21 protein-coding genes are annotated in these 20830 nt (G+C 68.8%); 14 read left to right on the top strand and 7 right to left on the bottom strand.

Going from position 1 to position 20830, the window contains the following annotated elements; translation table 11 throughout:
• The first annotated feature begins 36 nt into the window (after positions 1–36).
• The 8 genes from ABTW65_RS10205 to ABTW65_RS10170 all read left to right on the top strand — a co-directional run bounded on the left by ABTW65_RS10205 (position 37) and on the right by ABTW65_RS10170 (position 9208).
• Positions 37–177, top strand: a complete 141-nt coding sequence (locus ABTW65_RS10205) for a hypothetical protein (protein WP_350659948.1) — start codon at positions 37–39, stop codon at positions 175–177.
• Between the two features lie 17 nt (positions 178–194).
• A complete protein-coding gene (locus ABTW65_RS10200; RefSeq protein ID WP_350659947.1) occupies positions 195–3158 on the top strand; it encodes a helix-turn-helix transcriptional regulator in 2964 nt (987 codons plus the stop codon).
• Positions 3159–3227: 69 nt separating this feature from the next.
• Complete coding sequence (locus ABTW65_RS10195) at positions 3228–3821, top strand: hypothetical protein (RefSeq protein WP_350659946.1); 594 nt, start codon at positions 3228–3230, stop codon at positions 3819–3821.
• Positions 3822–3860: 39 nt separating this feature from the next.
• Positions 3861–4712 (top strand): aldo/keto reductase, encoded by an 852-nt coding sequence (locus ABTW65_RS10190; RefSeq protein ID WP_350659945.1) that lies wholly within the window; start codon positions 3861–3863, stop codon positions 4710–4712.
• 238 nt (positions 4713–4950) lie between these two features.
• Entirely contained in the window at positions 4951–6810 is a 1860-nt protein-coding gene (dnaK, locus tag ABTW65_RS10185) for a molecular chaperone DnaK (RefSeq protein WP_350659944.1), read from the top strand.
• A complete protein-coding gene (grpE, locus tag ABTW65_RS10180) occupies positions 6807–7496 on the top strand; it encodes a nucleotide exchange factor GrpE (protein WP_350659943.1) in 690 nt (229 codons plus the stop codon). Before dnaK ends, grpE begins: the two co-directional genes overlap by 4 nt.
• A gap of 81 nt (positions 7497–7577) precedes the next feature.
• Positions 7578–8771: a DnaJ C-terminal domain-containing protein gene (locus tag ABTW65_RS10175; protein WP_350659941.1), complete on the top strand. Its 1194-nt coding sequence runs from the start codon at positions 7578–7580 to the stop codon at positions 8769–8771.
• Positions 8771–9208, top strand: coding sequence for a heat shock protein transcriptional repressor HspR (locus ABTW65_RS10170; RefSeq protein WP_350659940.1), 438 nt, complete (start codon positions 8771–8773; stop codon positions 9206–9208). Before ABTW65_RS10175 ends, ABTW65_RS10170 begins: the two co-directional genes overlap by 1 nt.
• A 214-nt stretch (positions 9209–9422) precedes the next feature.
• Here the strand turns inward: ABTW65_RS10170 and ABTW65_RS10165 are convergent, their stop codons facing one another.
• The 6 genes from ABTW65_RS10165 to ABTW65_RS10140 form a co-directional block, all read right to left on the bottom strand.
• Complete coding sequence (locus tag ABTW65_RS10165; protein ID WP_350659939.1) at positions 9423–10181, bottom strand: DUF6230 family protein; 759 nt, start codon at positions 10179–10181, stop codon at positions 9423–9425.
• Positions 10178–11170, bottom strand: a complete 993-nt coding sequence (locus ABTW65_RS10160) for a hypothetical protein (RefSeq protein WP_350659938.1) — start codon at positions 11168–11170, stop codon at positions 10178–10180. Before ABTW65_RS10160 ends, ABTW65_RS10165 begins: the two co-directional genes overlap by 4 nt.
• Positions 11171–11175: 5 nt before the next feature.
• The gene (locus ABTW65_RS10155; protein ID WP_350659937.1) at positions 11176–11655 is read right to left on the bottom strand and encodes a DUF6114 domain-containing protein; all 480 of its coding nucleotides are present in this window, start codon (positions 11653–11655) and stop codon (positions 11176–11178) included.
• Positions 11652–12563, bottom strand: coding sequence for a DUF6230 family protein (locus ABTW65_RS10150; RefSeq protein ID WP_350659936.1), 912 nt, complete (start codon positions 12561–12563; stop codon positions 11652–11654). The genes ABTW65_RS10155 and ABTW65_RS10150 overlap by 4 nt, the downstream gene beginning before the upstream one ends.
• Positions 12560–13063, bottom strand: coding sequence for a DUF6114 domain-containing protein (locus tag ABTW65_RS10145; protein ID WP_350659934.1), 504 nt, complete (start codon positions 13061–13063; stop codon positions 12560–12562). The genes ABTW65_RS10150 and ABTW65_RS10145 overlap by 4 nt, the downstream gene beginning before the upstream one ends.
• Positions 13064–13148: 85 nt before the next feature.
• Positions 13149–13754 (bottom strand): hypothetical protein, encoded by a 606-nt coding sequence (locus tag ABTW65_RS10140; RefSeq protein WP_350659933.1) that lies wholly within the window; start codon positions 13752–13754, stop codon positions 13149–13151.
• A gap of 299 nt (positions 13755–14053) precedes the next feature.
• Between ABTW65_RS10140 and lepB (ABTW65_RS10135) the strand changes: the two genes are divergently transcribed.
• The 6 genes from lepB (ABTW65_RS10135) to ABTW65_RS10110 all read left to right on the top strand — a co-directional run bounded on the left by lepB (ABTW65_RS10135) (position 14054) and on the right by ABTW65_RS10110 (position 19981).
• Positions 14054–14665 (top strand): signal peptidase I, encoded by a 612-nt coding sequence (lepB, locus tag ABTW65_RS10135; protein WP_350659932.1) that lies wholly within the window; start codon positions 14054–14056, stop codon positions 14663–14665.
• Positions 14662–15252, top strand: a complete 591-nt coding sequence (gene lepB, locus ABTW65_RS10130) for a signal peptidase I (RefSeq protein WP_350659931.1) — start codon at positions 14662–14664, stop codon at positions 15250–15252. The genes lepB (ABTW65_RS10135) and lepB (ABTW65_RS10130) overlap by 4 nt, the downstream gene beginning before the upstream one ends.
• 117 nt (positions 15253–15369) lie before the next feature.
• Positions 15370–16689 (top strand): DUF445 domain-containing protein, encoded by a 1320-nt coding sequence (locus ABTW65_RS10125; protein WP_350659930.1) that lies wholly within the window; start codon positions 15370–15372, stop codon positions 16687–16689.
• Positions 16686–17687: an Abi-alpha family protein gene (locus tag ABTW65_RS10120; protein ID WP_350659929.1), complete on the top strand. Its 1002-nt coding sequence runs from the start codon at positions 16686–16688 to the stop codon at positions 17685–17687. The genes ABTW65_RS10125 and ABTW65_RS10120 overlap by 4 nt, the downstream gene beginning before the upstream one ends.
• An 81-nt stretch (positions 17688–17768) precedes the next feature.
• Positions 17769–19091, top strand: a complete 1323-nt coding sequence (locus ABTW65_RS10115) for a DUF445 domain-containing protein (protein WP_350659928.1) — start codon at positions 17769–17771, stop codon at positions 19089–19091.
• On the top strand, positions 19088–19981 hold the full coding sequence (locus tag ABTW65_RS10110; RefSeq protein WP_350659927.1) for an Abi-alpha family protein: 894 nt from the start codon (positions 19088–19090) through the stop codon (positions 19979–19981). Before ABTW65_RS10115 ends, ABTW65_RS10110 begins: the two co-directional genes overlap by 4 nt.
• Here the strand turns inward: ABTW65_RS10110 and ABTW65_RS10105 are convergent.
• A complete protein-coding gene (locus ABTW65_RS10105) occupies positions 19967–20815 on the bottom strand; it encodes an MbnB/TglH/ChrH family RiPP precursor modification enzyme (RefSeq protein WP_350659926.1) in 849 nt (282 codons plus the stop codon). The two genes, ABTW65_RS10110 and ABTW65_RS10105, sit on opposite strands and share 15 nt — an antisense overlap.
• Positions 20816–20830: the final 15 nt, after the last annotated feature.

The raw sequence follows: 20830 nt of genomic DNA, 5'->3' as shown, positions 1-20830 counted from the left end.
ATGCGTGGTGCTACCTCAGGGGCAGAGGCTGAATGCATGACTTACAGCAACCAGATCAGCTACGACGCCGAGCTGGCCTACCGCCAGCAGACCATTCGCCGCGCGACCGCGGCCGACCGTCTCGCCCGCCAGGTGAAGCGCCGCCGTCCGCGCCGGATGGACTCGATACACAACTGAGTCCTCGGAGGTCGGTAATGCGGGAGAATCCCGGGCCCGGAGGCGCGATGATAGGGGACATGGCGCAAAGTGCTCGGTCATTCGTAGGCCGCGACCCTGAGTTGCGGACCCTCACCGGGCTGCTCGGAGTCGCCTCGACCACCGAGGCCCGGCGCCAGCACGTGCTCCTCGCCGGCGACGCCGGCGTCGGCAAGACGCGCCTGCTCACCGCGTTGCGCGACAGCGCCGTCTCCGACGGCTGGCAGGTGCACGCCGGACACTGCGTCGACTTCGGCGAGAGCGCTGTGGCGTACATGCCGTTCTCGGAGATCCTCGACCGCATCGTCGCGGACCTGCCCGACGTCGTCGAGCGGGTGGCGGCCGACTACCCGGCGCTGGCCAGGCTGAGGCCCGTACGCCGCGTGATGGGCGCCAACCAGGGAGCCGCCCCGACGGGCACCGACCGCGGGCAGCTCTTCGACGCCGTCCACACCCTCTTCGAGGCGGCCGCCGAGAAGGCGCCGCTGCTGGTCGTGGTCGAGGACACCCACTGGGCCGACCAGTCCACCCGCGACCTGCTGACCTACCTCTTCACCCGGCCATATGTCGGCCCCGTCGCGATGGTCGCGTCCTACCGCGCCGACGACATCCACCGCCGCCACCCGCTGCGCCGCCAGGTCGGCGAGTGGGGCCGGCTGCCCGACGTCGAGCGGATCGTCCTCGAGCCGCTCTCCGACGACTCGGTGCGACTGCTGGTCCACGAGCTGGCGCCCGGCAAGGTCGACGCCGAGCGAGTCGTACGTCGCGCCGAGGGCAACGCGTTCTTCGTCGAGGAGCTGGTCCAGGCGGGCTGCGACGAGGACCTCCCCGTCGATCTCGCCGACCTGCTGCTGGTGCGTCTGGACCGGCTCGACGGCTCCGCCCGGAACGTCGTCCGCACGGCGAGCATCGCCGGCCGACGGGTCACCCACGAGCTCCTCGCCGCGGTCACCGAGATGAAGACCGACGAGCTCGACGACGCGCTGCGCACCGCGGTCGAGCAGAAGGTGCTCGAGCCGACCGGCTCCCGCTACACGTTCCGCCACGCGCTGCTCGCCGAAGCGGTCTACGACGACCTGCTGCCCGGCGAGCGGGTGCGTCTGCACGCCCGGTTCGCCGAGGTGCTGAAGGAGACGCCCGGGCTGGGCGCCGCCGCGGAGCTCGCCCTGCACGCCAAGCACGCCGGCGACCTCGCGACCGCGCTGCGGGCTCGCATCGCCGCGGCCGAGGAGGCCCGCAGCGTCAGTGGTGTGGGCGAGGCGGCCCACCACTACGAGAAGGCATTGGGCCTCGCCGCCGACCCGAAGGTCACCAAGGCGGCCGCGGTCAACCTGGATCGGGTCTACGAGCGCGCCGCCGACACCCTCATCCTCGCCGGGCTGCCCTCGCGCGCCGACGCGATCCTGGCCGAGCGGCTCGACGCCATCCCGGCCGGCCCGTCGGTGGGCCGGGCGCTGTTGCTGGCGACCCGGGCCGAGGCGGCCCTCCTCATGGAGAACGGCGACCCGCTCACCTACTCCCATGACGCGATGGTCGCGCTCCCCGCCGACGCCGAGCCGAAGGTGCGGTGTTCCGTCCTGGCCGTGCGCACCCGCACGCTGGTGACCTACCGCCGCAGCGAGGAGGCCGAGGCCGTCGGGCTGGAGGGCATCGAGATCGCCGAGCGGCACAGCCTCTCCAAGCTGGCCTCCGACATGGCCACCAGCCTGTCGATGCTCAAGGTCCGCACCGGTCGCGGTGGCGGCGACAAGGTCGAGGGCTTCCGGCAGGTGCTGCGCGAGACGATCGACCAGGCGCGGCAGGTCGGATCGACGTACGCCGTCAGCCGGGGGCTCTACACGCTCGGCCGCTCCTATGACGAGGCCGGGGACTACCGGGAGGCGCTGAAGTGGTTCCGGGCGGTGATCGACGAGGCCGGCGGGGAGTCGCTGCAGTGGTCGCCCTACGTTGCCGGGGCCCGCTCCGACATCGTCCGGATCCAGATGGTCTTGGGGGAGTGGGACGAGGCGCTCGCGCTGACCGGCGGCAACCTGCCCGACGCGCCGCCGATCCCGGTCGCGCTCCTCGACATGCTCCGGATGATGATGGAGCAGGCGCAGGGGGCATCGGTCGGTGAGGCTGCCAACGCGTTGCGACCGTTCTGGACCCAGGAGGGCCTGATCGCCCTCTACGGCTCGGTCGTGGAGATGACCGCGCGGGCCCGTGCCGGCGACCCCGAGGGGGTGCTCAGGGTCTACGCGGACGCGGTCGAGACCCTTTCCCAGTTCTGGACCGAGTGGTTCGGTGGGCGGGTGCGGTTGGCGGTGGTGGCCGCCTCCGGGATCGCGCAGATGCTGCCCTCGCTGCCGGCCGCGCGATGGCCGGCGCTGGTGGAGGCGGTCGACGGTCTGCACAGCGACGGCGAGCAGGTGGTCGCGCAGTACGAGCCAGGGGAGTGGGGCCCCGAAGGCCGGTCCTGGACCGCCAGGCTGGAGGCGGAGGTGCTCCGCGTCCACTGGCTGGCCGGCATCGACGCCCCGCCCCAGGAGTCGCTGCTCGCGGCGTGGGAGCGCGCCGAGCAGCAGGTCGAGGCCTACGGCGACGTCCCAGGTCTGGCCGCCGTCCGGACGAGGTACGCCGCCATCCAGCGGGCCACGGGCGACGTGGCCGGCTCGCGGGTGACCGCCGACAAGGCCCGGGAGACCGCGAAGCGACTCGGGCTGCAGCCCTTGCTCGACGAGCTGAGGTCGCTCGGCGCGACGGCGGTCAAGCAGCAGCAGGCGACATCGACGTCCCTGACGCCGCGGGAGAGCGAGATCCTGACGCTGGTGGCCGCGGGACGCAGCAACGGCGAGATCGGCAAGCAGTTGTTCATCTCCACGAAGACGGTTTCCGTGCACGTCTCCAACATCCTCGGCAAGCTGGGCGCTGGGAGCCGCACGGAGGCGGCCGCCATCGCGCGCCGACAGCAGCTGATCAGCTGAACTTGTGGTGCTCGATAGCAACGTGTGGCTGAATTGTCACCATCACCACAGGCGGGTCGAGGAGCAGATGTGAAGCAGGGCGGGCAGCACCCGATCGCAGCCGGAGTCACGGCGCTCGTGGCGGTCGCGGTGGGGGTGGGGCTGATCATCGGGATCGCGATGTTCGTCGGTGCCAACATCCTGGGCCTCGGTGGCGGCGGTTCCGCCGACGACCAGGCCACCGACCCGGACGCGGGTGCCTCGCTCTACGCGCCGTCGCCGAAGCCGACCAGGTCCGCGAGCGGGCCTGCGATCACCCTCAACGCATCACCGACGAGCGCTCCGGAGAAGCAGGCGGGCACAGCCTCCACGAGCCCGTCGCCCTCCAAGACGGTCGTGGAGAAGCCGGCGAAGGAGATCACCCTCCAGGCCGGCACCGTCGCCGCGGAGCCGATGGAGCGGATCGATCTCACCGGGATCTACCCCGGCGGTGAGGGCGCGATTCTCCGCCTGGAGCGCAACGACGGTCAGGGCTGGGAGGATTTCGGGATCCCCGACTTACGGGTCACCGGCGAGCAGTTCTCCACCCCGATCCAGTCCGGCCGGGTCGGGAAGCACAAGTTCCGGATGAAGGACATCGACGCCGGCACCTACTCCAACGTGGTGACCGTGACGATCGGCTGAGGATGGAATAGGCCATTGGACGCTTGGTTGTATGTGGGTATGACGGTTCCCACGATCAAGCTCAATGACGGCACTTCGATCCCGCAGTTCGGTCTCGGCGTCTGGCAGGTTCCCCAGGACGAGACCGAGCAGGTGGTGAGCCAGGCTCTCGAGGTCGGCTACCGCCACATCGACACCGCGCAGATGTACCAGAACGAGGCCGGAGTCGGCGCCGCGCTGAAGAGCGCCGGACTCGCCCGCGAGGAGCTCTACGTCACCACCAAGCTCAACAACTCCCAGCACGACCCGGCCAAGGCCAAGGCATCGCTGGAGAGGTCGCTGGAGCTGCTCGGCCTCGACCGCGTCGACCTGTTCCTGATCCACTGGCCGCTGCCGACGCAGTACGACGGGACGTACGCGAAGACGTGGGAGGCCCTCGTCGGCCTCCGCGAGGCGGGCCTGACCACCTCCGTCGGCGTCTCCAACTTCCAGCCCGACCACCTCGACAAGATCGTCGCCGAGACCGGCGTCGCCCCCGCGGTCAACCAGATCGAGGTCCACCCCTACTTCGCCAACGAGGCCGCTCGTGCCGCCACCCTGGGCCACGGCGCGAAGGTCGAGTCGTGGTCCCCGCTCGGACAGGGCGGCGGTGAGCTCACCGACCCGGTGGTCGCCGAGATCGCCTCCGCCCACGGCAAGTCGCCCGCCCAGGTCCTGCTCCGCTGGCAGATCGACCGCGGCGACATCGTCTTCCCCAAGTCCGTACGCCGCGAGCGGCTCGAGGAGAACCTGGCGATCTTCGACTTCGAGCTGACCGACGACCAGGTCAACGCCCTCGCGGCCCTCGACAAGGGTGAGTCCGGCCGCTCCGGCCCCAACCCCGACACCTTCGACTGGATCCCGTCCTTCTGACGCAAGCAAACGCCGAGTCGGCTCGTCACGACGAGCCGACTCGGCCTGCTTTTGGCTGGCGCTGGAATAGGGGGCGTAGGGTCTTCGTTGTGGACAGTGAACGAAGTTGAGTTGAATCGGCTCAACTTGTTTGCAACACTCGGCGGCGGCAGCCGCTGGGGCGGCGCAGACCACCCAGTCTTCCGGGGCTCCCCGGATTTCCACATACACACAGCTTCAACAAGCGGAGGTAGCAAAGATGGCACGTGCCGTCGGTATCGACCTCGGGACCACCAACTCGGTCGTCTCGGTTCTGGAGGGTGGCGAGGCCACCGTCATCGCGAATGCCGAAGGCGCCCGTACGACGCCTTCCGTGGTCGCGTTCAGCAAGTCGGGTGAGGTGCTGGTCGGCGAGGTCGCCAAGCGCCAGGCCGTCACCAACGTCGACCGCACCATCCGGTCGGTCAAGCGTCACATGGGCACCGACTGGAAGGTGAACATCGACGACAAGGACTTCACGCCGCAGCAGATCAGCGCGTTCGTCCTGCAGAAGCTCAAGCGCGACGCCGAGGCCTACCTCGGTGAGCCGGTGACCGACGCGGTCATCACCGTCCCGGCCTACTTCTCCGACGCGCAGCGCCAGGCCACCAAGGAGGCCGGTGAGATCGCGGGCCTCAACGTCTCCCGCATCGTCAACGAGCCGACCGCCGCCGCGCTGGCCTACGGCCTCGACAAGGGCGACGACCAGACCATCCTCGTCTTCGACCTCGGTGGCGGCACGTTCGACGTGTCCCTGCTCGAGATCGGTGAGGGTGTCGTCGAGGTCAAGGCGACCTCCGGTGACAACCACCTCGGTGGTGACGACTGGGACAACGCGATCGTCAAGTGGATGGTCGAGAAGTTCAAGGCCGCCAACGGTGTGGACCTGGCCGCCGACAAGATCGCGGCGCAGCGCCTCCAGGAGGCCGCCGAGAAGGCGAAGATCGAGCTCTCCTCGTCGCAGAACACGAGCATCCACCTGCCCTACATCACCCACGGTGAGTCCGGCCCCCTCCACTTCGAGGAGACCCTGACCCGGGCGGAGTTCCAGAAGATCACCGCTGACCTGCTCGACCGCACCAAGAAGCCGTTCGAGTCCGTCCTCAAGGACGGCGGCGTCGCTCTCAAGGACATCGACCACGTCGTCCTGGTCGGCGGCTCGACCCGGATGCCGGCCGTGACCGACCTGGTCAAGAGCCTGCTCGGTGGCAAGGAGCCCAACAAGGGCGTCAACCCCGACGAGGTCGTCGCCGTCGGTGCCGCGCTGCAGGCCGGCGTGCTGAAGGGCGAGGTCAAGGACGTACTGCTCCTCGACGTCACCCCGCTGAGCCTCGGCATCGAGACCAAGGGCGGTGTCTTCACCACCCTGATCGAGCGCAACACCACCATCCCGACCAAGCGCTCCGAGATCTTCACCACGGCTGACGACAACCAGCCGAGCGTCGAGATCAAGGTCGCCCAGGGCGAGCGCCCGATGTGGTCGGAGAACCAGCCGCTGGGCAACTTCGAGCTCACCGGTCTCCCGCCGGCGCCGCGTGGCGTGCCGAAGATCGAGGTCACCTTCGACATCGACGCCAACGGCATCGTGCACGTCTCCGCCAAGGACCAGGCCTCGGGCCGCGAGCAGTCCATGACGATCTCCGGCGGCTCCGCGCTGTCGAAGGACGACATCGACCGCATGGTCAAGGAGGCCGAGCAGTACGCCGAGGAGGACGCCAAGCGTCGCGAGTCCATCGAGATCCGCAACCAGGGTGACAGCCTCGTCTACACCACCGAGAAGTTCATCACCGACTCCGGCGACAAGGTCCCGGACGACGTGAAGACCGAGGTGCAGGCCGACCTGGATGCCCTGAAGAAGGTCCTCGAGGACACCGAGGCCGACAAGGACGCCATCCAGACCGCGATCACCAAGCTCGGTGAGTCGTCGCAGAAGATGGGTGCGGCCATGTACGCCGCGGCCGAGGCCGAGCAGTCCGCTGCCGGTGGTGCCACCGGTGCGACCGGTGAGGCCGACGACGACGTCGTCGACGCCGAGATCGTCGACGAGCCTGTCGAGGGCGAAGAGGGCGACAAGAAGTGACGAAGCGCCGCCCCGGCGGGGCGGACGAGGCCGTCGAGGAGACGACCTCCGAGGCCCCGCAGCCCGAGACCGACCACATCGAGGAGTCGACCGAGGACGCCGAGGTGGACGCTCCTGAGGGCGACACCTCGGACTCGGACGACGCCGCCGAGGAGGAGGCTTCCGTCGAGGAGGCGGAGGACGAGGCGGACGAGGAGGCCGTCGAGGAGGACGTGGTGATCGAGGACGACAGCGAGCTGGACTTCATGGGCGATGCCGCCGATGAGGTCGACAAGCGGGTCGCCGAGCTGACCACGGACCTGCAGCGTCTCCAGGCCGAGTACATCAACTACAAGAAGCGGGTCGACCGTGACCGCGAGCTGGTCTCGCAGAACGCGACCTACAAGGTGCTCACTCCGATCGTGGAGGTGCTCGACACCATCGACCGTGCCCGCGAGCACGGCGAGGTCGAGGGCGGCTTCAAGGCCGTCGCCGACCAGCTCGAGAAGATCGTGACCAACCTGGGCCTGAAGAAGTTCGGTGAGCCGGGCGACGTCTTCGATCCCAACCGTCACGAGGCGCTCAGCCACATGGGCACCGACCCGGAGGTCGAGGAGACCTCGGTCAAGCTGGTCGCCAAGGCCGGCTACACGATCGGCGACCGGGTGGTCAGGGCCGCTCAGGTCCTGGTCGTAGACCCGGAGTGACCCGGAGTGACAACGATGGGTGGTCGAGGCTGTCGAGACATCGACAGCCTCGGCCACCGAGAAGAAGGGAGGAGGGGCTAGGTGGCTGAGAACGACGGGATCCGGCCGGACTGGATCAACAAGGACTACTACGCCGAGCTGGGTGTCACGAAGGACGCCTCGGGCGACGACATCAAGAAGGCCTATCGCAAGCTCGCGCGGGCCAACCACCCCGACTCCAACCCGGGCGACGAAGCCAAGCACGAGAAGTTCAAGAAGGTCGCCGAGGCCTACGACGTCATCGGCGACACCGACAAGCGCAAGAAGTACGACGAGGTACGCACCCTCGGCGCCTCGGGCGGGTTCCCGGGCGGCTTCGGCGGCACGGGTGCCGGCCGCGGCTACAACTTCGACGACCTCTTCGGCGCCGGTGGCGCCCAGGGCGGTGGCCTCGGTGACATGTTCGGCGACCTCTTCGGCGGTGCCGGTGGCGCCGGCGGAGGCTTCGGTGGGCGGCGTACGACCCCGAGGGCTCGGCCGATCAAGGGTGCCGACGTCGAGACGAGCGCCACGATCGGGTTCACGGACGCACTCGAGGGTGTGACCATCTCGCTGCGACTGACCTCGGACGCCGCCTGTCCAGACTGCAACGGCACCGGCGGCAAGCCTGGCACCAGGCCGCGGGTCTGCCCGGAGTGCGAGGGCGCCGGCTACGTCGTCAACTCCGTCGGCGGCGCGTTCTCGATGAACGAGACGTGCCCGCGCTGCGGTGGCCGCCAGCTGATCTACGACGAGGCCTGCCCGACCTGCCACGGCTCCGGCCGCGGCACCTCCGCGCGCACCATCCAGGCGCGCATCCCGGCTGGCGTCAAGGACCGTCAGCGGATCCGGCTCAAGGGCAAGGGTGCCGCCGGCGAGAACGGCGGCCCGGCCGGTGACCTCTACGTCACCGTGCACGTCACGCCGCACCGCGTCTTCGGCCGCAAGGACGACAACCTCACCATCGACGTACCGGTCGGGTTCGACGAGCTCGCCCTCGGTGCCGAGGCCAAGCTGCCGACGCTGTCCGGTTCGCCGGTGACGCTGCGGATCCCGGCGGGGACCCCCAACGGACGTACGTTCCGGGTCCGCGGCAAGGGGTTCCGGCGCTCGGACGGCACCGTAGGTGACCTGCTCGCGACCGTCGAGGTGCAGATTCCGGCCGTGCTCGACGCCGATGCCAAGGCCGCCGTCGAGGCCTACCGGGCCGCGATGGCCGGCAAGCCCCTGCGTACGTCTCTTCTCGAGGAGTCATGATGAGCGAGGGATTCGGCAGCCCGGCTCCGGATGCCGCGGTCTACGTGATCAGCGTCGCCGCGGAGCTGACCGGGCTGCACCCGCAGACGCTGCGTACCTATGAGCGGATGGGCCTGATCACCCCCGGTCGCACCGGGGGTGGCGGGCGCCGCTACTCCTTCCGCGACATCGAGCTGCTGCGCTCGATCGCGGACCTGACCGCGTCCGGCATCGGCATCGAGGGCGTGCGTCGCATCCTGGCCCTCGAGCAGCACGTCGACGCTCTGCGCCGGCGCAACGAGGAACTGCTGCACGAGCTGGCCGCGACCCGCGAGGCGCTCGCCCAGGCGAGGGCGGCGGCGCCCGGACCGAGGGGTCCGGCCAGCAGGCTTCCGGCGGTTCGCGAGGCGCCGCCAGGACAGGCGATCGTGGTCTGGCGACGGCAGCAACACGGCTAACACGCGCCCTACTGATCGCTTGACAGATTTGTTGGCGAGTTGTGGATTTCGGGTAAAACCGATGTTGGTGCAATACCCGCATACTGATGAGTAAGCCGCGGGTGTCGGACCAACCCCCATATGGTCGGGGCACACGCGGCGGACCCGGTGGAGCCGACCCGAGACGGACCCGCCGGGTCCTTCCAATTTCAAGCGAGCTCCGCGGCCGGCGCCTTCAGTTCGGGAATCTCCCGGCCTGGGCCGCCGCCTTGCAGGACTGGTTGCCTGGAAGCAGCTCGATCTCCAGGTTCGGCAGGGTGACCTCGCCCTCGATCTGGGCCTGCCAGACGTCGCCGTAGACGGAGTTGAGGTCTGCGACGGTCGCGTCGATGCCGGTGAAGCCCTGGCCGTTGTTGTGGCCGCCGTTGCCGCTGGCCTGGTACCAGCTCGAGTCGAACGCCTGGGGCAGGCCCATGGGGTTGGCGGCGTACGGCGCGCTTCCCGGATTGGTGGTCAGGTCGGTGGAGGCGAGCCCGATCTGGGCGACTCCCTGGAGGTTGATCCCAGGGGCAGCCGCGGCACGGAGCTGGGTGATGTCGAAGACGGCCATCTGCGCGTTGATCTCGTTGGTCGCCGGGTCGTCGTCCCCGGAGGTGAGCCTGATCGTGTAGCTGCCGAGCATCCCGACCTCCTCCACCCGGGAGAGGCAGAAGCCGTTCATCGTCGCGCTCGCGAAGCCGGCACGCAGCACCGGCGTCCAGTCGCCACCGCTGCTGGCGGCCGCCTGGGTCTGCACCAGCGAGGTGCCGAAGGCCGCGTCGGCGGCGTGGATGTTGGTCGAGGAGAACGTCGAGCTGCCGTTGTTGATCGTCAGCGTGGGACTGAAGACTGCGGACGCGGAGGAGCCCATCGTCGCGACCATCCCCGCGAGCAGGCCGAAGCCGACCGTCGTCGCCGCGACCATGCGGCGCCATCGTGTCCCGTACGTGCTCATCCCGCGGTCACCGTGATCGTCGTGTTGGGAAGCTGGATCGAGTTGAGCGGGTTCGTGGTGCCGCCCGGGGGATAGACGTACGGGTCGTTGCCCGCGTTGTTGTCGTGGGTGAACAGGTAGTAGAACTCCAGGTTCGCCGCCAGGATGTTGTAGTCACCGCCGGCCGCGAGACCGCTGAGGATCGCGGTGACCAGGTCGTTCCATCCACCGGTGCCGTCGCCGGCGAGCGTACGGATCTTCAGCCGGCACGAGTCACCGTTCCAGCCGGCGGTGCAGATGGTGTTCTTCTGCGAGGTCGTGGTCAGGCCGGCGGCGATGATCAGGAGGCCGGCCAGGTTGGTGACCGTTCTCCACGGGATCGCCACCCAGGAGTCGCCGGTGGTGAGCAGGTTCGTCTTCACTCCCGGCCCGCCGACGGTGAACGGACCGTCCGGGGCGATGCGGAGGGTGTGCGCCACCTTCGCGCTGGGTGCGGGGGCCGTCGTCGACCTCGCCGAGAGCACCGGAGCGCCGAACGAGGCGACGTTGCTGCGGAAGACGAGGTCGCTGAAGGCGATCTGGAACAGGCACATGCTGCCCGTGGCGGCGTAGTAGTAGGTGAACCCCTTGTTGCTGTCGCAGTTGCCGTCGTTGCTGTTGGTGTAGATGCCGCGTACGTCGGCGGCCACGTTGGTGGTGCCGCTCCCGTTCGGCTCGCCCGCGGTCAGGACCCACCGTGTCCCGGACAGGCAGGGGAACATCCGCGTCCCGAAGAGGCGGCTCTGGAAGGTGCCGTTGTCGCCACTGTTCTTGAGCGGTACGACCTGCCGCCGTTGCTGCGGGTTTGTGCTGCCCGGCTGGTCGCACTGGAACGGCTGATAGCTGTTGTTCTGGCTGTTCGCCTCGGCCCGGTCATCCGGTGAGGGCCGCAGGGCCGAGGACATGATGAGGAGCGCGATCGCGGTGACGACGACGAGGCGTTGCTTGCCGACGGTGAGCTGGTGGGACACGGCGGTCAGCCGCCGGAGGTGACACGCTTGGGCGGCCGCGGCTTCTTCTCGCCCCAGGACCAGACCATCGCGCCGCCGATGATGCCGAGGACGGAGCCGAGGACGAAGCCACCCAGGTTGGCCGTCGGGAAGGCGCCGAGCGCGATCAGAAACGCGACGATCCCCGAGAGCGACTTGTAGTGCGGCGCCAGCCAGGTGACCAGGCCGAACATGATCAGCGCGCCGCCCATGACGTAGCCGGCGGAGTAGGACCAGCCGCCGGTCAACGCGATGCCGATGTCGAACGACATCCAGTAGATGATCCAGGCGCCGGCCACGATGAGCCACAACGCACCCCAGAAGGGTCGCGTACGCCGCCAGGCGCGGAACCACGAGCGGACCGCTGCCAGGAACGCGCCGAGCCGGTTGCCGCGTACGTTCTCCTGTCCGGAGTCGGCGGAGAAGCCGAGGTCGTCTGTCAACGACTGGGTGTTGGATTCGGTCATGAGCAGTCGGCCTGCGTCCTGGCTCCGGGGACGACCTTGATGTTCAGCTCCGGCAGGGTGATGTTGCCCTTGAGGTTGAGCCCGTAACTGTTCCCGTTGAGACCGGCGACGTTGAGCTGGCGGGCGTAGAGGCCGAAGGCGCCGGCCTTGGGCAACTGGTTGGCGTTGCCCTCGAAGGTGAGACCGGCCGAGTCGCCGACGGTCTCGGCCGACTGGCCGAGGTTCATGCCGGAGATCTTGTTCCCGTAGCCGCTGAGCGCGTCGGCGTTGATGAACAGGTTGGTCGCCGAGATCGCGTTGCCGAGGCTGCCGTCGGTGAGCTTGCCCGTGCTCGGGTCGGTGGTTGTGCCGGTCGGGATCGTGCTGCCGCTGTAGCTGTCGGGGATGTCGTCGCCAGCGGTGATCATCAGCGAGTAGCTCCCGACGAGCGGAATGTTCTCGGTGGCGATCCCGCACAGCCCGGCGAGCTTGGCCTGGTGGATGCCGAGCTCGGTGACGCCGCACTGGGTCTGTACGTCGGCGACACCGGGATCGCAGTCGGTGGCGCCCTGGCGGCTGGTCGGGGCGAGGTAGCCCGCCGCGTGCTCGGCGTCGAGGTAGTTGGAGTAGAGCTTGAACTTGGCGTTCCCGGTGGTGAAGTTGACCGCCAGGGCGTTCTGCGAGACCGCGCCGAACATGGCCACGAGCGCGGCGCTCCCGACGATCATCAGCGGCAGCGAGCGCTTGCGGCTGCCGCGGCGTACGGACTCCGCATCGGTCTTCATCTGTGCCGACTGCTCCGCGGCACGGTCGACGGCGGCGTACGCCCCTCGGTACATGCGGCCGGTGAGCCGGCCCCACAGGCCGAGCACGCCGGACTCCTCGCCCCAGGGTTCGGGCCGCTCGAAGCGGCGGGCGCGCGGGCTCATGCGGCCGCTCCGCTCCGGGCCGGCTTGCCGGCCGCCTTGCGGGCGCGCTTGCGGGCGTCCTTCTCGGCCATCTTGGTCAGCTGCTCCTCGGAGTAGGGGGTCCAGGCGACGATCAGGGCGCCACCGGTGATGCCGGCGACGGTGCCGATGATCAGGCCGCCGAGGTTGGCCAGCGGGAGCGCCGCGATGGCGAGCGCGACCGAGACGATCCCGGGGAACGTCCGCTGCGCCGGCATGAACATCGCGATCAACGCCGCGGCGGCCATGGTGAACGAGATCAGCACCGGCGGCAGGGTCCTGTCGCCGAAGGCTGCGAAGATCGTGAAGTCGAGCTGCTTGGAGAGCATCGAGGACCCGATCATCCACGACGACCACAGCAGGATCAGGCTGCCCCAGAAGGGGCGGGTGCGGCGGAAGCCCTTGAAGCCACTCGGAGTGAAGGCGGCGGCTGAGGTGCTCACGGTGGGTGCTTCGGGATCGATGGGCGTCTTGTCAGGCATGGGTTCTCCGGCGGGGCTGGGGGCAGAGGTGTTGGCGGGCGCTCCGGAACGCCCGCCAACTACTGCGGGCTGATGAGTTGGAGTGCTACGGGTTGAGCGTGATCGACAGGTTGTCGAGGCTCAGCGAGCTGAGCTGCACTGCGTACGCCTTCGCCGAAAGGTTGTTCAGCACCTGCTGCCCGCTCTCGCCGGCGGACTGCGCCGCCTGGAGCGCGAAGCCGTCCGCCACGTAGCCGGGGCCGCCCGGGTCGAACCCGGCGTCGGCCTGCGACTGGCCCAAGGTCACGTTGGCCATGGTGGCGCCGCTCGGCGTGTTGAGCGAGGCGGCGTTGAGTGCCACGTCGCCCAGGTTGATCGCCGAGTCGGTCGAGGTGATCCCCAGGTTGAGGCTCAGGCCCGGGAGCACCTCGACCTCGGGTGTCACGACGTTGAGCCCGTTGGCTACGGAGCCCTCGGTCTGGGCGTAGATCGTGCCCTGGTTGTTGCCGGCAGAGCCGATCTCAGTGGCGCCGGTGCGCATCTTCAGCGCGTCGGCGGTGAGGCTCGTGCTCATGTCGAAACCGCCGGTGGACGAGATGACCGCTCCGACCATGCCGGACAGCATCGCGTACCCCATACCGGCGGAGACGACCGCCGCCGGCAGCGTCACGGCCGCGAAGCGGCCGAGACTGGTATGCCCCATCTTGTTCATATGTCTCCCTCGTTGAACCCGTCCCTCACGGGCTGATGAACCCGAGAAACTGCGCCGCCCACGGTCCCTAATACCCTGGGTGGCATCACAGACTGTGACGGTCGCCACGTGCTACGGTCAAGCAAATCTGGACATTTGATCCGTAAATGTCTACCTAGTGAGGCGATCCTTGCGTGGGTTTGGCCTTGCTGTCGTCGACGTGCCCGAAAGAGAGTCTGGTTGTGTTCGGAAGGCCTCGGAGCGCTCGTGTCGCTGACGAAAGCGGCGTTGCTGGAACGGTTGTCGGGTGGGTCGCGCTGGTGGCGTTCCTGCTGGTCATGACCGTGGTCGTCGCCGCGCTCTTCGGCTCGTTCACGGTCAAGGGGAGCAGCATGGAGCCGACGATGGTCTCCGGCGAGCGGATCCTGCTCGACCCGCTGCACAACGACGACATCGAACGCTTCGACCTGGTCCAGGGCATCGAGCCGGGGCCGGAGCGTTTCGGTGGTGGCGCGCAGGTGGTCAAGCGGGTGATCGGGTTGCCGGGGGACCGGGTCGCGATCGTCGGCGGCGAGAAGCCGATCGTCTACGTGAGCCCCGCCGGATCTGGCGAGGTCTACCGGGTCGACAACCCTGCCTGGCCGACCCGGATCGGGACCGCGGTGGACATGTGCTGCGGGGAGGACGGGACGTACGACGATGCCGCGTCCGGGGTCTGGGCGACGGTCCCGGGTGATTCGCTGTGGGTTCTCGGGGACAACTGGGGCGGCTCGACAGACTCCCGCGGGTTCGGCTTCCTGCCGGTGGCGGACGTCTCCGGCAAGGCGTGGCTGCGGTTGCTCCCGGCCGGATCGTTCGGCGGCTTCGGTGACGGCCGTGTCGAGCTGGTCGAGGTGGACGCGCCCGTCTCCGGGCTGGACGTACGGCCGTGAGGAGGGTCCTCACCGCGAGCGGTGTCGGCGCCGGGGTCGCGGCCTTCGTCGCACTCGTCTTGGTGGTCGCCGCGCTCGCCTTCTCCGTCACTGTCGACGGCACGAGCATGGAGCCGACCCTGAAGAACGGCGACCGGATGTTCCTGGAGTTCTGGACCCACGACGAGATCGAACGCTTCGACGTCGTCGAGGCGGACGCGCCGAGCGCTGTGTCCGGTGGTGGCACCCAGATCCTCAAGCGGGTGATCGGGATGCCCGGGGACCGGGTCTCGATCTCCCGTGATGCGCGGGTGCTGGTCCGGCCGGCGGGCGAGGACGAGACCTTCGTGGTCGAGAACCCGGCCTGGTCCGCCGAGGCTGGTGCGGAGCTGGAGTGGCTGACCGTTCCCGAGGATGCCTACTGGCTTCTCGGCGACAACTGGAGCGCCTCCACCGACTCGCGCAGCTTCGGTTTCGTCGATGCCGACGCCGTCCATGGCAGGGTGGTCTTCCGAATGCTCCCCCTCCGTCGGAACGGGATGATCACCCGGGACGTACGACTCGCTCCCGTCGAGCCAGGCTCGATCTTTGGATCGATATCTGAGTGATCGGTGGACATTTTGCCCCAAGTTGTCAAACGGTGGACTAGCCTTCGCGCCAGGGAGACCACGACACCGCTTGAACCTGGGGCGGTCTCGTGGATGAGGAAATGAAGGTCAGGTCTTGTGTCTAACACCATTTCGGCGGGGTTGACCCTGCTAGGCGAGTTCAACTGGTTCGAGTTCTGGTCGGTCCCGATCTTCACCGCCGTGATCGGCTGGCTCATCAACTGGTCGGGGCTGTGGATGCTCTTCTCCCCGATCCATTTCCACGGGATCACCGTGCCGGGGCTCAAGCAGATCGCCGGCTCGCTGCCGCGCAAGATCCAGGAGATCCCGGGCATTCTGCGCGGCGGGCTCGGCTGGCAGGGGATCGTGCCGGCGCGGGCCGCGAAGATGGGCTCGATCGCCGTCGACCGGGCGCTGTCGCAGATGGCGACCGCCCGCGACTTCTACGAGCAGCTCGAGCCGGACAAGATCGCCGCCCACATCGTCGACGTCTTCCGTCCTGAGATCCCGCTGCTCGTCGACGAGATCATGTGGCGTGAGCATCCTCGGTTCTGGCGCGATCTGCCACGCCCGCTGCGTACGGTCGTGATCCAGCGGGTCCAGGACCGGCTCCCCGAGGTCGTCGGTGACGTGACCGTCGAGATCGGCAACCACATCGACCAGATCTTCGACCCGAAGATCATGGTGATCGAGAACTTCGAGAAGGATCCCTCGATCATCGTGCGGATCTTCAAGGACTTCGGGGCCCGTGAGCTGCGGATGATGGTCGTCTTCGGGGCGATCTTCGGTTTCCTGCTCGGCATCCCGGTCGCCGTCGTCGACCAGGCCTTCCACATCTGGTGGCTGCTGCCGATCCTCGGTGTGCTGGTCGGCTGGACGACCAACCTGCTCGGCATGCTGCTCATCTTCGAGCCCGCCGAGCCCAGGCGGATCGGGCCGTTCAAGATCCAGGCGCTCTTCGCCCGGCGGCAGTGGCAGGCCTCCGACGTCTACGGCAAGCACATCGCCAAGGACGTGATCACGCTCGAGCACATCGGCGAGCATCTCCTCAACGGGCCGTCCGGCGACCGCACCCGGCAGATGCTCGCCGCGGCCCTCGAGCCGGCGGTCAACGCCGCGGTCGGACCGGCCTACGGCGCGGTCCGGGTCGCCGTTGGGACCAGGAGGTTCGATGCGATCCGGTCCTCGGTCGCCGAGCAGGCCGTCGAATACACCCTCACCCCGCTGCGCGACGCCGCCTTCAGTCAGCAGCAGTCGTGCAACATCCGCCGGCTGATCGCCGACCGGTGCAGGGCTCTGCCTCCGAAGACCTTCGTTGAGATGATGAGAGCCGCGATCAAGGAGGACGAGTGGCTGCTCTACGCCCATGGGGCGATCATGGGGCTGGCGGGCGGGTTTCTGCACGTGGCAGTCTTCGAATGGTGGAACGTGTTGTGAGCGCCCTCCACATCAACACCGAGCCGGAGGCCCGTCGGCCCCGCTCGATCGAGCCGCCCGAAGAGCTCGTCGAGGGCCGTGAGGGGATGCACCGCATGCCGACGCCGGCCCCGAGCGGCGGTCTCGTCGACGATGCGATGGAGGTCCTTCCGGGCCTGCTCAGGATCTCCGCGGTCACGGTCGCCCACACCGCGGGCTGGGGTCTGAGGACGTACGCGCGAGGGGTGGGGCGGGTCGCGAAGGCGGTCGTCGACCCCGACGAGGCGGTGCGGCTCACCGAGGACGTGGCGACCAACGCCCGCCAGGTGACCGCTCTCGCGAAGCGGGTCGCCACGGGCAACCCGGTCACCGGTCTGCTGGAACGATTCGCGCTACCGGCCGCCGAGAGTGCGAGGGCGGCGATGGAGGGTCGTGCCGCACGGGTCAACGGAGTCGCTCCGGGCACGGAACCCGACCGGCTGCGGCGGACCGGCGAGGAGCTGCTGCGCCGCTCGCGCGACGTATGGGACGAGAACGAGCGCCATCCGGCCTTCGTCAGCATCCTCAACGAGCTGGCTCCCGACGAGGCGCGCATCCTGGTGCTGATGCTCAAGGACGGCCCGCAGCCGGCAGTCGACGTGGTCGAGGGTGGTCTGATCGGCCATCTGCGCGGGGCGCGGATGATCGCCCGGGGCCTGACCATGATCGGCGCGCAGGCCAGCGTGCGCTACCCGTCACTGGTGCCGCAATACCTCAACAACCTGACCCGGCTCGGTCTGGTCTGGCAGTCCGAGGATCCGGTCAGCGAGCTGATCCGCTATCAGGTGGTCGAGGCGCAGCCCGACGTACTCGCGGCTCTTCACGCCAAGGGTGGTGCCCGGATCAAGCGGCGCTCGATCCACCTGACCCCGTTCGGGCAGGACTTCGCCCGAGCCTGCTTCGCTGACGTCCAGGATCTCGACCGGCTGCCGAGCCATGAGATCCCGCCCGGCGCGGCGACGGAAGCCTCAACCGAATAGCAGACGCTTCGGGGTGTTTGCGTTCGCCTGTGGGTAGGGTACGCATACTGACGGTCTGGAACTCTGGCGGAAGGAGCTCGGATGTCGCCGGAGTGGCAGGACTCGCTGGTCAGCTGGTTCGAGGACTGGGCTGCCCACGTCCACTGGCTCTCGCTGATCACCATCCCGATCTTCACCGGTGTGATCGGCTGGCTGATCAACTGGTCGGGCCTCTACATGCTCTTCTCCCCGCTTGCCTTCAAGGGATTCCAGGTCCCTGGGCTGCGCGAGCTGACCAGGGTGCTGCCGCACAAGCTGCAGGAGGTGCCGGGGTTCGCCCAGGGTGGGATCGGCTGGCAGGGCATCATCCCCGCCCGGGCCGCGAAGATGGGCTCGATCGCCGTCGACAAGGCGATCGCCAAGCTCGGCACACCCAGCGACTTCTACCAGCAGCTCGGCCCCTCGGAGATCGCCACGCACATCGTGGAGACCTTCCGCCCGGAGGTTCCCGAGCTGGTCGAACAGATCATGATGCGCGAGCACCCCCGCCTCTGGCGCGACCTGCCGCGGCCGGTCAAGGATGCGATCGCCGTCCGGGTGCAGGCGCAGCTCCCCTCGATCGTGCACAAGGTCACCGACGACATCGGCGTACACATCGACCAGCTGCTCGACCCGAAGCTGATGGTCATCGACCACTTCCGCAAGAACCCCGCGCTGGTGGTCAGGATCTTCCGGGACTTCGGTCAGCGCGAGCTCAACCTGATGGTCGCCTTCGGGTTCATCTTCGGCTTCCTGCTCGGCATCCCGGTGGCGCTGGTCGACCAGACCTTCCACGTGTCGTGGCTGCTGCCGGTGCTCGGCGTGGTCGTCGGCTGGGTGACCAACCTGCTCGGCATGTGGCTGATCTTCGAGCCCGCCGAGCCGCGGCGCATCCTGGGGATCAAGGTGCAGGGCCTCTTCCCGCGCCGCCAGGAGCAGGCCGCGGAGGTCTACGCCGACATCATCGCCACCGACGTGATCACGCTCGAGCGCATCGGCGACTTCCTGCTCGACGGCCCCCGCGGCGACGCAACGCGCAAGCTGCTGATCAACGCGTTGATGCCCGCGGTGGACAGGGCGGCCGGGCCCTACCGAGGCGCGGTGCGGATAGCGCTCGGCTCGGAGCGGTTCGACCGGATCAGCACCTCGGTCGCCAACGAGGCGGCGGATCGTACGCTGGTGCCGTTCCGCGATCCCGGCTTCAGCCGTCACCAGGCGGACAAGATCCGTGACCTGGTCGCGCGGCGCACCAAGGAGCTTCCGCCGGGCGACTTCGTGGACATGATGAGGTCAGCGATCAAGGAGGACGAATGGATGCTCTACGCCCACGGCGCGATCATGGGACTCGCGGGCGGCTTCCTTCACCTTCTAATCTTTCCGACATGAGTCTCCTGGGCAAGGTCATCCCGACCGCCTCCGCCGTGGCCGGCACCGCTCCCGGTCTGGCGAGGGTGGCGGCGGGTGCTGCCTGGCACACGGCCGGCTGGGGTCTGCGCACCTCCAGCCGCGCCGGCATCCGGGTCGCCCGGGCGATGGTCGACCAGGACGTACGCGCGGGGTTGGCGCGGGAGACCGCCGAGGCGGTGGGCATCGTCGCCGGCACCGCGGCCCGGATCATCCTGCCCAGCTCGAACCAGGTGATGGAGCTCTCCGACGCCGACTACGAGGCCGCCGGCCGCGATGTCGTGCTCGCCCGTTCCCGGGAGGCCGAGGCGTCCGAGGACTCCCTGCCGGTGCTGCGCCGACGCGGGGCCGAGCTGCTCGACCGGTCCCGCGACGTCTGGGCCGATGAGCAGGGGCACCCGGCGTACGCCCGGATCCTCGACGAGCTCGCGCCGGACGAGGCGCGGATGCTGCTCTACCTGCTCCTGGCCGGGCCGCAGCCCTCGGTGGACATTCGCACCGGTGGGCCGGCCGGTCTCGTCGGCAGCACCATGATCGCGCCCGGTCTCAACATGATCGCCGGCCGCAGCGGTGTGCGCTATCCGGACCGGGTGCCGGCCTACCTCAACAACCTGTTCCGGCTCGGGCTGGTGTGGTTCTCCAAGGAGCCGCTGCCCGACCCGCTGGAATACCAGGTCCTCGAGGCTCAGCCCGACGTGCTCGGGGCGCTGCACTCGGTGAAGTTCGCCAAGATCGTGCGCCGCTCTGTGCACCTGACGCCGTTCGGCGAGGCCTTCGGCCGCACCACGCTGGTCGACGAGGTCTCGGCCGAGTCCACCTTCCCGGAGCATCAGGCTCCGGTCACCGGTGGGGCCGATCTACCGAAGGCCTGAACTGACTGCTCCTGTCAGAGTCTCGAACTCCGGAGCGACCGTCTTCGGTGAGATGTCGCTGTCGCGCTCGAGCATGATGCCCGGCAGGTCTCGCCCGGCGTAGGCGTCGATCAGGGTCTCGAGGAGCGAGAGCACCGGCGGCGGCATGGGGTGGGCGTGGGTGTCGAGATAGAGACCGTCGCGTTCGATGCCGCCGGCCACGTGGACATAGGCCACCGCATCGAGCGGGAAGCGTCGGAGCTCGGCGGCCGGGTCGGTGCCGCGGGCGGTCGCGGAGGCGTAGAGGTTGGCGACGTCGAGGACGATCCCTACGCCGGTGCGCTCGACGAGCTCGGTGAGGAAGTCCGGCTCCGTATAGGTGTCCTCGGGCCAGGTGAAGAGGGCCGCGATGTTCTCCACGGCGAGCGGGACGGGGAGGGCCGACTGAGCGAGGCGGACGTTCTCGCACAGCACGTCCAGCGACTCCCGCGTGCGCGGTGGCGGCAGCAGATGCCCGGCTTCCAGTACGTCGCCGTGGAGGTCGGACGGGGAGTCGGCGGCGCGTACGAAGGCGACGTGCTCGGACACGACCGGGCTGTCGAGCGCCTGGGCGAGCCCGGCCAGATGAGCCAGGCGCTCGGGAGACGGCTCGGACGCCCCGCCGAGGCCCAGCGTGACCCCGTGCACGACCACGGGCACGCCGAGCGAGGTCAGTGCGGGAGGAAGCCGTTCGGCGGAGAGGTTCTCGGCGACGACCTCGGTGAATCCGAGACGGCCGGACGAGGCGTACGACATCAGGAGGTCGGCGATCGACGGACGCCAGGCCACCGCCGTCCCCTGGACCTGTCGCGTCATGGATCGAGTGTGGAC

Origin of the sequence: Nocardioides sp. NPDC127503, assembly GCF_040302165.1 — a bacterium.
In the GTDB taxonomy this organism is placed as follows: domain Bacteria; phylum Actinomycetota; class Actinomycetes; order Propionibacteriales; family Nocardioidaceae; genus Nocardioides.
Note: the sequence above shows the minus strand (reverse complement) of the source record. Positions and strands in the feature narration are given on the sequence as shown.

What these genes read in the sequence shown, in the direction of transcription:
- ABTW65_RS10205 (WP_350659948.1), top strand. Translation starts at nt 37, where the DNA reads ATGACTTACAGCAACCAGATCAGCTACGACGCCGAGCTGGCCTACCGC.
- ABTW65_RS10200 (WP_350659947.1), top strand. Translation starts at nt 195, where the DNA reads ATGCGGGAGAATCCCGGGCCCGGAGGCGCGATGATAGGGGACATGGCG.
- ABTW65_RS10190 (WP_350659945.1), top strand. Translation starts at nt 3,861, where the DNA reads ATGACGGTTCCCACGATCAAGCTCAATGACGGCACTTCGATCCCGCAG.
- dnaK (WP_350659944.1), top strand. Translation starts at nt 4,951, where the DNA reads ATGGCACGTGCCGTCGGTATCGACCTCGGGACCACCAACTCGGTCGTC.
- ABTW65_RS10170 (WP_350659940.1), top strand. Translation starts at nt 8,771, where the DNA reads ATGAGCGAGGGATTCGGCAGCCCGGCTCCGGATGCCGCGGTCTACGTG.
- ABTW65_RS10165 (WP_350659939.1), bottom strand. Translation starts at nt 10,181, where the DNA reads ATGAGCACGTACGGGACACGATGGCGCCGCATGGTCGCGGCGACGACG.
- ABTW65_RS10155 (WP_350659937.1), bottom strand. Translation starts at nt 11,655, where the DNA reads ATGACCGAATCCAACACCCAGTCGTTGACAGACGACCTCGGCTTCTCC.
- ABTW65_RS10150 (WP_350659936.1), bottom strand. Translation starts at nt 12,563, where the DNA reads ATGAGCCCGCGCGCCCGCCGCTTCGAGCGGCCCGAACCCTGGGGCGAG.
- ABTW65_RS10145 (WP_350659934.1), bottom strand. Translation starts at nt 13,063, where the DNA reads ATGCCTGACAAGACGCCCATCGATCCCGAAGCACCCACCGTGAGCACC.
- ABTW65_RS10140 (WP_350659933.1), bottom strand. Translation starts at nt 13,754, where the DNA reads ATGAACAAGATGGGGCATACCAGTCTCGGCCGCTTCGCGGCCGTGACG.
- ABTW65_RS10115 (WP_350659928.1), top strand. Translation starts at nt 17,769, where the DNA reads ATGTCGCCGGAGTGGCAGGACTCGCTGGTCAGCTGGTTCGAGGACTGG.
- ABTW65_RS10110 (WP_350659927.1), top strand. Translation starts at nt 19,088, where the DNA reads ATGAGTCTCCTGGGCAAGGTCATCCCGACCGCCTCCGCCGTGGCCGGC.
- ABTW65_RS10105 (WP_350659926.1), bottom strand. Translation starts at nt 20,815, where the DNA reads ATGACGCGACAGGTCCAGGGGACGGCGGTGGCCTGGCGTCCGTCGATC.